Consider the following 8287-nt stretch of genomic DNA (forward strand, 5'->3'; position numbering starts at 1 on the left):
TATGCTATGTTTGTTCATGTTAGCCTCTGCTGTTTAGTTATTTGACAAACTAATTATGGCTCTGGCTTTGAATTAAGCTAACCCACGAAAAGCGGAGGCTAACACCGTGTGGGAGTCATTATGTCTATGTTTACTTAGATATGGAGTTTCTAAATTGAAAGAAATAGTAATCGATATACTGTTTGTTGGCCTATTGGTCGTCCCACTCGTTTTACACTTTTCTCCAAGCTTGGTTGAAAAGTTGATTTCCACTTTTGATAAATCTAGTGCCCAAAGCACTAGCTACCTTCTTTCGTTACCTATTTCTGTGTATTTGATTTATGAGATGTCTTCAAAAAGTAACTGGGCTGCCAAATTAAGCCTGCTCGTTGCTTTTGTACTTTTCTTCACAATTTACGCATCTGCTCTATCATGTTTATTTCAACGAGTCGGTAAACATAACAAAAGCCTTAACTCCGACAATGATTAGTTGTCATGGTTTTGGCAAACAACGCAAAAATCCATGCCAACACATTGCGTGTTAGGCGGGCGTTATGTTGCAAGGAAGATTCCTAGTTTGGTGAAATTTCGAAAAGTAGTTTTTGGCCTCTCAGTAATATCCTTGTTCTTGTTTTTCCTACTTCATTATTTGGGTCATAGCAAAGAGTCTTTAATCAGTGTTTATGTATTTATCTTTTTCTGGGGCATAGAAAAATGTTTATCTTGGAAACTAGGTTATAAAATTGGAATTGGACCAATGGTAGCAATACCATCAAACGCAGATAGAAAATTAAGGTTGCTCGGGTTAGTCTGGGGCTTGTTGTTTTTAAGTATCGGTGTTTTTAATCTGTTCAAAGTAGTAGCAACATAACAAGAAAATTAAGCGGGACTGCTAACAGTTGGCTCGGTTCCGCTTCGCTTCACATTTTAGCCAACTGTTTATCAGCCCCTTATTTGGGCGTTAGCTGTACTAGGGGTTTCGATGAAAATATGGATATTGTTTTTTCTTTCTAGCATTTCTTTTTTTGGGTATGGCAATAATGCAAACACAGAAGGCGAAAGCGTAAACCCTGTGTTAAAGGCAATGGAATGTTTGAGAAATATTCCTGAAAGTGAAATAGCAAACCCTGAACATACTATTTCTAAAGAACTATCATTAATGACTAGTGTTATTGAGAACATAACTCTCGAACTTGGTACAAATATTAATGAACAAAAAGAATTTAGAGAGCTCTATAAAGTAGCTTTTAAATACTGCCCAAAAGAAATAAATGAACTTAAGGCGGGGTATAAAAGTACAGCTAACAAGTCGTTAAAGCAGGACAAATAACAGTTGGCTTTTGTTTCTACGTCGCTTATTTTAACCAACTATTTTATTGCCTCTAATGGGGTGTTAAATACCTAAATGGAGTTTAGATGAATATTCAAGTTTTTAGACCAAAACAATTTGTAGATATGGCGAGAGACTATAAGTTGTTTGCGGATGACGTAGAAGTTGCCACTATAAAAAGAGGGGTTACGCAAACAGTAAACATCCCTGATTCAACTAAAACTATTCAAGCGAAAATAGATTGGTGTTCAAGCCAAACTTTTCCTGTAGCCTCAATTACTGACAAAGGAATTATTATTAAAAATTCTTTTGGTAGTAATATATTCAAATTGCTTTTTTAACTATTTATTATGTCAGTTTCGGTAAAAGCAAATACTTATCGGTAACAAACGGTATTTAGCATGATCATCAAACGGACAATGCTCTTCCCCCGTTCTAGTGAACACATCCTCATCAATTTAATTAACAATTTTAAGTCTGTTGTTTGGCGAAAGGATTAGAGGTTCATATGGTGTTTGAAAAACTGGCTAAACATCATGCAAGTCAACTGTTAGATTTTGAATTAGAAAATAAGCAATGGTTTGAAACGCTAATTGAGCCTAGAGCTAAGTCGTTTTATTCAATAAAAGGTGTTACCGAGCACATTGATTTATTAATTAATCAAATGAATGAAGGCACTGGTTATAGTGGGGTATTACTTCAAAATAACATTATAGTTGCACGAGCAAATATTAAGGACGTCTCAAATAATGAAGCGTTTGTTGGCTATCGTGTGGCTGAAGCTTTTACTTCTAAGGGGGCTGCTAGTTTTTGTTTGTCACAGCTTATAAATATTGCTCAAAGTAAATTTAATATTACTCAGCTGAAAGCGTTGGTCTTGGAAAATAATCCCGCATCAATGCGTGTACTAAAAAAATTTGGTTTTCAAGCCATAAATACAAATGTAAACGCTATAACTATAAATGGTAGGCGACTAAGTTGTATAGAGTTCTGTGCAAAATACGCATGACAAGCTGCTTTTTGTGGTATGACTAATTTGGCCATCCATTCAAAAACTAGCATTCGTTTTTTATATACTGGTTTGTGTAAAACCATATGAACTTATTTATTAAGAGCTTTGTTTTAAGACCTTTTATTTAAAACCCCGTCTAATGTTAAACTAACTAAAATTTAGCAACCTAATTTGGCTATGTCTTTTTATCTTCCATTACTTACCCCGCATTTTCAACGTATAGCTATTGGCGAAACCCTAACCTCGCTTTGGAGTGGCTGTGGTCAAATTGTGAAGTGTCAACTTGATGAGCAAGCCTGTGTGATTAAAGCGATTAAAGTACCCGATCATATTAATCACCCTAAAATTAAACAAAGCAGCTTTGCGCTTAATAGAAAGCGTGACTCTTACCACGTTGAATATACGTTTTATCAGCAATTTAGCCATAAACTGCCCAAGCAAGCGGCAGCTATTGAATGCATTAAAGCAATCAACAAAGGCGATGAGTTTGCCTTGGTGTTTAAAGATTTTTCAAAGCAGGGGTACAGCCAAGCAACCACCGAGAATATAAAAGCCATATTAAAGTGGTTGGCACAGTTTCATGCCTTTCATTTAAATGCAAAGTTTGATGGCTTATGGCAGCAAGGAAGTTATTGGCATTTAGATACACGCCCTGATGAATTTAATAACTTACCTGAAAAGTCCGATATTAAACAGGCTGCATCACTGTTAAACAGCGCGTTAAAGCAGTGTGATTATAAAACGTTAATTCATGGTGATGCCAAGCTTGCTAACTTTGCCGCTAATAGCCAAGGGCATATTCTCGGTTACGATTTTCAATATGTTGGAGCGGGTGTTGGGGTGATTGATGTAATGTATTTTATGACCAGCTGTATGGATGATTCTGAGATTCATAAACACGCACAGAGCTACCTTGATTATTATTTTAGCCAATTGAAGCAAGCTCTGAGTGACTATCAACCACACATTAATGCTGATGATGTTGTTACACAATGGGCTCATTTATGGCCAGTGGCATGGGCAGACTTTTATCGGTTTTTACTTGGGTGGAGCCCAGAGCACAAAAAGATTAACAGCTACATGCATGATCAGGTAAATAATTGGTTAGCGAGTAACAACTCATAAACACAAAAATCTTTATAGTTGTGGCTAAATTAAATATTTTGGCACGAACTATGAAATCAAGGCTAAAATTAACAGTCAAACGGCCTGTTTTAATATAAAATACGTCAAATTTTTTATCACTAGGTTTATTACTATGGCTATTCACGTTATTTCTCACCCCCTTGTTCAACATAAGTTAGGTTTAATGCGCGCGCATGGAATTAGCACGAAAAGTTTTCGCGAGTTGTGTTCAGAAGTTGGCACATTATTAACTTACGAAGCCACTAAAAACCTAGAATTAGAAGATAACGAAATTACAGGTTGGGACGGTAATAAACTTAAAGTTGAGCATATTAAAGGTAAAAAAATTACCGTTGTGCCAATTTTACGCGCAGGCCTTGGGATGATGGACGGCGTAATGCAATTACTCCCAGCAGCTAAAGTGAGTGTAGTGGGGTTAGAGCGTAACGAAGAAACACTTGAGCCAGTTCCTTACTTTGAAAAGCTAGTAGGTAATATTGATGAGCGTTTGAGCTTAGTGATTGACCCTATGCTGGCTACTGGTGGCTCTATGATCGCCACCATCGATATGCTTAAAAAAGCGGGCTGTAAAGAAATTAAAGTCATTGTACTGGTTGCTGCGCCTGAAGGCGTTGAAAAAACATTAGCCGCTCACCCAGATGTAGAGATTTTTACTGCCTCAGTTGATAGCCATTTAAATGAAAAGGGTTACATTATCCCAGGGCTTGGGGATGCAGGTGACAAAATTTTTGGTACGGTTTACTAAGGTTTAGCAGTGCAAAATAATTCTACATTTTCTATAAAAACTATTCTAACCGGTGCCCAAATGCTGTTTGTTGCATTTGGTGCGTTGGTACTAGTGCCTATTTTAACCGGCCTAGATCCTAGCGTAGCCTTGTTTACCGCAGGTTTTGGTACTTTGTTGTTTCAATTTGTGACTAAAGGCCAAGTCCCTATCTTTTTAGCCTCGTCATTTGCGTTTATTGCACCCATTATTGCCTCAGTGCAAATGTGGGGCATACCGGCCACTATGGGGGGGTTAATGGCGGCGGGCTTTACTTATATGCTATTAAGTTTATTGGTGAAGTTTAAAGGTACAAAAACCTTACATAAAATTTTGCCGCCAATTGTGGTAGGCCCAGTGATTATGGTAATTGGTCTAGCGCTTGCGCCTGCGGCGGTTAATATGGCCATGGGTAAAAGTGGCGATGGTGGCACACAAATTATTGCCTACGACAGCGCTATTATTATCTCTATGTTCTCATTGCTCGTTACTTTAGTGTTTGCCGTGTGGGGTAAAGGGGTATTTAAATTAATACCTATTTTAGCCGGTGTTGTTGCCGGTTACACGCTATCGTTATTTATGGGTATAGTGCAATTTGATGCCGTAAGTAATGCACAGTGGTTAGCTGTGCCAAACTTTGTGTTACCAGAGTTTAAATGGCAAGCCATATTATTTATGGTGCCGGTGGCAATTGCGCCTGCTATTGAACACATTGGCGACATGATGGCAATTAGCCAAGTTACAAAAAAAGACTATTTGAAAAAACCAGGACTACATCGCACCTTATTTGGTGATGGTTTAGCCACGTCTGCCGCATCCTTATTTGGCGGCCCACCGAACACCACTTACTCAGAGGTAACCGGTGCGGTAATGCTTACTAAAAACTTTAACCCTAAAGTAATGATGTGGACTGCCATTATCGCAATTTGCTTAGCATTTGTTGCTAAAATGGGCGCTAGTTTGCAAACCATTCCGGTGCCAGTAATGGGCGGAATAATGATTTTATTATTTGGCTCTATTGCGGTTATTGGTTTAAACACCTTAGTTAAATCGGGCGATGACTTAAGTGAACCGCGTAATTTAAGTATTGTGGCACTTATTTTAATTTGTGGTATTGGTGGTATGTACATAGGTAGTAGTGAGTTCAGCCTAGAAGGTGTGAGCTTATGTGCTATTTTAGGCATAGTATTAAACTTAGTATTACCCAAAGCACAGAGCAACCAGAGTTAAGTTTGCACTGTGGTTAAAAATATTGCACCAAAAAAGCGCATTTTAAATGCGCTTTTTTTTTAACCTACTAAAAAGTAACAATAAATAATATTGGTCTAGTAACTGCATTTCCTTAGTCATACCCTATAGTTGACTCAGGGATTGTTATATGGAGACCAAGAGTGTGGATATAAATGCTTTTTTAGTAAAACACCAACTGCCGTTGAAATATCAGTATATTAGCGAGCAGTATTTTTCTGCTATTGCGCAGGACATTCTAACCAGTAAAAAAACAGCCCCTATATTTGTCGCAATTAATGGCTGCCAAGGCTCAGGGAAAACCACACTTGGTGATTATTTAGTAACTTGGTTTAGCCAAAATACCCACCTAAATTGTGTTGCGCTTTCTATTGATGACTTTTATTTATCAACTCAAAAACGCCAACAGTTAGCCCAAGATGTGCATTGTTTATTCGCCACTAGAGGCGTTCCGGGTACACATGATGTTGCGCTGATGGATAACACCATTAGCCGTTTATTAAATGCTGAAGTAAATGTACCGCTGCCGCGTTTTGATAAGCAACAAGATGAACCGGTAGCAAAAAATAAATGGTTAACTAATAGTCAGCCGGTCGATATTGTTATTTTAGAAGGGTGGTGTGTAGCCAGTGAACCACAGCAGCCTTTTACGCTAGTTGAGCCTATTAACGAGCTAGAAAAATCATACGATCAACAAGGGTTATGGCGTCGCTGTATTAACAGCTGTTTAGCCAATGAATATAAAACCGTTTTTGATAAAATCGATTACACAATTATGCTCAAAGCCCCGAGTTTTGATGATGTGTTTGCGTGGCGACAAGAGCAAGAACACAAGTTAATTGCCAAACAAGGGCAGGGCGCAGGCACTATGACTGATGAGCAGTTATTGTGGTTTATTTCTCATTTTGAACGCATCACGCGTGAAAACCTCAACACCCTTAGTGCTAAAGCAAATGCACTTATAGAGCTTGATAGTAATCGTGATGTAACCGCAATGGTGCTTACGAGCGATAGTATTGTACAACCTATTATTTTTACCGATTTAGATGGCACATTACTCAATCACAGAGATTACAACACCGATGCGGTAGATACCTTATTACAAGAGCTGCAATACAGCGGTGTGCCGGTGGTATTTAATACCAGCAAAACATTTAGTGAAGTAGTGGCACTGCAACAAGCGCTTAATATTACACAGCCTTTCATTGTTGAAAATGGCTCGGCTGTTTATATTCCTAAAAATTATTTTAATCTCAGGCCAATTGGCTGCAGCGAATACCAAGGCTACTGGTGTTACTCGTTTGCTGCACCCATTAGCAATTTATGGACTGATTTAAAACGCTTAAAAAAAGACTACGGCGACCAATATAGTTTGTTTAGTGAGCTGACCAGTGAGCAGGTAATGAAAATGACAGGATTAAACCAGCTACAAGCAACGCAAGCACAAACCCGTCAATACTCAGATCCGCTCTACTGGCATGGCGATGAGCAGCAACTAAATGAATTTATCAATGCGATATCAGTATATGGCTACGAGGTTAAAGTAGGCGGGCGCTTTGTTCACATTGGAAAAAATACCGATAAAAGCATGGCTCAGCAATGGTTAGTGCAGCAGTTTAATACGCAGTTTACTAAAGCGCTGAGCATTATTGCGCTAGGGGATAGTGAAAACGATAAGCAAATGCTAGAAGAGGCTGATATCGCCATCATCATTACCAATCCAGAGAGTAAAAAGCCAGTTAAATTAACCTATAACAAAGCGCGCTATTCTCAATTGCCGGCACCGCTAGGCTGGGTTGAAGAAATTACAGCACTACCTTGTATTAACAGTATTTTACCCAGTTCTGAGGAGTATAGTTTACATGGCTGATTTTTATCAAAATGGCATTATTACAACACTACATAACATTGCCAATAGACCCGTAGATGATTTAGAAAAAGAGTTACTTGGCTTTAGTAAACAGCGACCAATGGGGCTTATATTGCCTTCATTATTTAGTGAGTTAGAAGGCCCTGCTTTACAAAACATTGTTAAAGAGCTGCAACAAGTACCGTATTTATCGCAAATAACCATAGGCTTAGACAGAGCCGACGAAAGCCAGTATCGCTATGCATTGAACTTTTTTAAATCGCTCGATCAAAACCATAAAGTCCTTTGGAACGATGGCCCCCGTTTGCAGGCGCTCGATAAAGAGCTTCAAGCCTTAGGTGTGGCGCCACGCGAGCTTGGTAAAGGGCGTAATGTGTGGTATTGCATGGGGTATAAACTCGCTACCGCTGAGGTTGAGTCAATAGCACTACATGATTGCGATATTTTAACTTATGACCGAGGCTTATTAGCGCGATTAATTTATCCCGTTGCACATCCTCGATTTAACTATGAGTTTTGTAAAGGCTTTTACCCGCGTACTGCTAATGGAAAAATAAATGGCCGTGTCTCTCGGTTATTAGTTACTCCGTTATTGCGCTCGTTTAAAACCATTTTAGGCAGCCGTGATTACCTTGAGTATATGGACTCGTTTCGCTACCCATTAGCCGGTGAATTTTCATTTAGACGCGATGTATTAAACGATATTCGTATTCCTAGTGACTGGGGATTAGAAATTGGCGTATTAAGCGAGATGTATCGTAATTATTCTCATAACCGCTTGTGCCAAGTTGATATTGCCGATAACTACGATCTGTAGTGGTCAACTAATTTTGGCCACAGTTTTAGAATCTTGGTATCTAACCTCAGATTCATTTGGCGCTAAACCAGCATTATAATGATGTGGCCTAACGTTGTTGTAATATCCGTTGATATAATCAC

General features: G+C 38.7%; 7 protein-coding genes and 1 pseudogene. All 8 read left to right on the forward strand.

The features are described from left to right. Window positions 1-961 precede the first annotated feature (961 nt). Window positions 962-1309 carry a hypothetical protein gene (locus BW139_RS17835; RefSeq protein WP_076920549.1) on the forward strand — a complete coding sequence of 116 codons (348 nt, stop codon included), beginning with the start codon at window positions 962-964 and terminating at the stop codon, window positions 1307-1309. Between the two features lie 86 nt (window positions 1310-1395). Beyond that, window positions 1396-1650: a hypothetical protein gene (locus BW139_RS17840; protein ID WP_254844986.1), complete on the forward strand. Its 255-nt coding sequence runs from the start codon at window positions 1396-1398 to the stop codon at window positions 1648-1650. Between the two features lie 143 nt (window positions 1651-1793). Beyond that, complete coding sequence (locus tag BW139_RS17845) at window positions 1794-2318, forward strand: GNAT family N-acetyltransferase (RefSeq protein WP_249930359.1); 525 nt, start codon at window positions 1794-1796, stop codon at window positions 2316-2318. A 180-nt stretch (window positions 2319-2498) separates the two neighbouring features. After that, complete coding sequence (locus BW139_RS17850) at window positions 2499-3446, forward strand: DUF1679 domain-containing protein (RefSeq protein ID WP_076920553.1); 948 nt, start codon at window positions 2499-2501, stop codon at window positions 3444-3446. Between the two features lie 133 nt (window positions 3447-3579). Continuing rightward, window positions 3580-4212, forward strand: coding sequence for a uracil phosphoribosyltransferase (gene upp, locus BW139_RS17855; RefSeq protein WP_008115315.1), 633 nt, complete (start codon window positions 3580-3582; stop codon window positions 4210-4212). A 9-nt stretch (window positions 4213-4221) separates the two neighbouring features. Beyond that, window positions 4222-5460 carry a uracil-xanthine permease family protein gene (locus tag BW139_RS17860; protein ID WP_076920551.1) on the forward strand — a complete coding sequence of 413 codons (1239 nt, stop codon included), beginning with the start codon at window positions 4222-4224 and terminating at the stop codon, window positions 5458-5460. 148 nt (window positions 5461-5608) lie between these two features. After that, on the forward strand, window positions 5609-7348 hold the full coding sequence (locus BW139_RS17865) for an HAD-IIB family hydrolase (RefSeq protein ID WP_076920552.1): 1740 nt from the start codon (window positions 5609-5611) through the stop codon (window positions 7346-7348). After that, window positions 7341-8159, forward strand: a pseudogene (locus tag BW139_RS17870) (glycosyl transferase); the annotation flags it as partial. The gene BW139_RS17865 and the pseudogene BW139_RS17870, both read left to right, overlap by 8 nt. Window positions 8160-8287 lie beyond the last annotated feature (128 nt).

Origin of the sequence: Pseudoalteromonas sp. SK18 (genome assembly GCF_001974855.1) — a bacterium.
Taxonomy (GTDB): domain Bacteria; phylum Pseudomonadota; class Gammaproteobacteria; order Enterobacterales; family Alteromonadaceae; genus Pseudoalteromonas.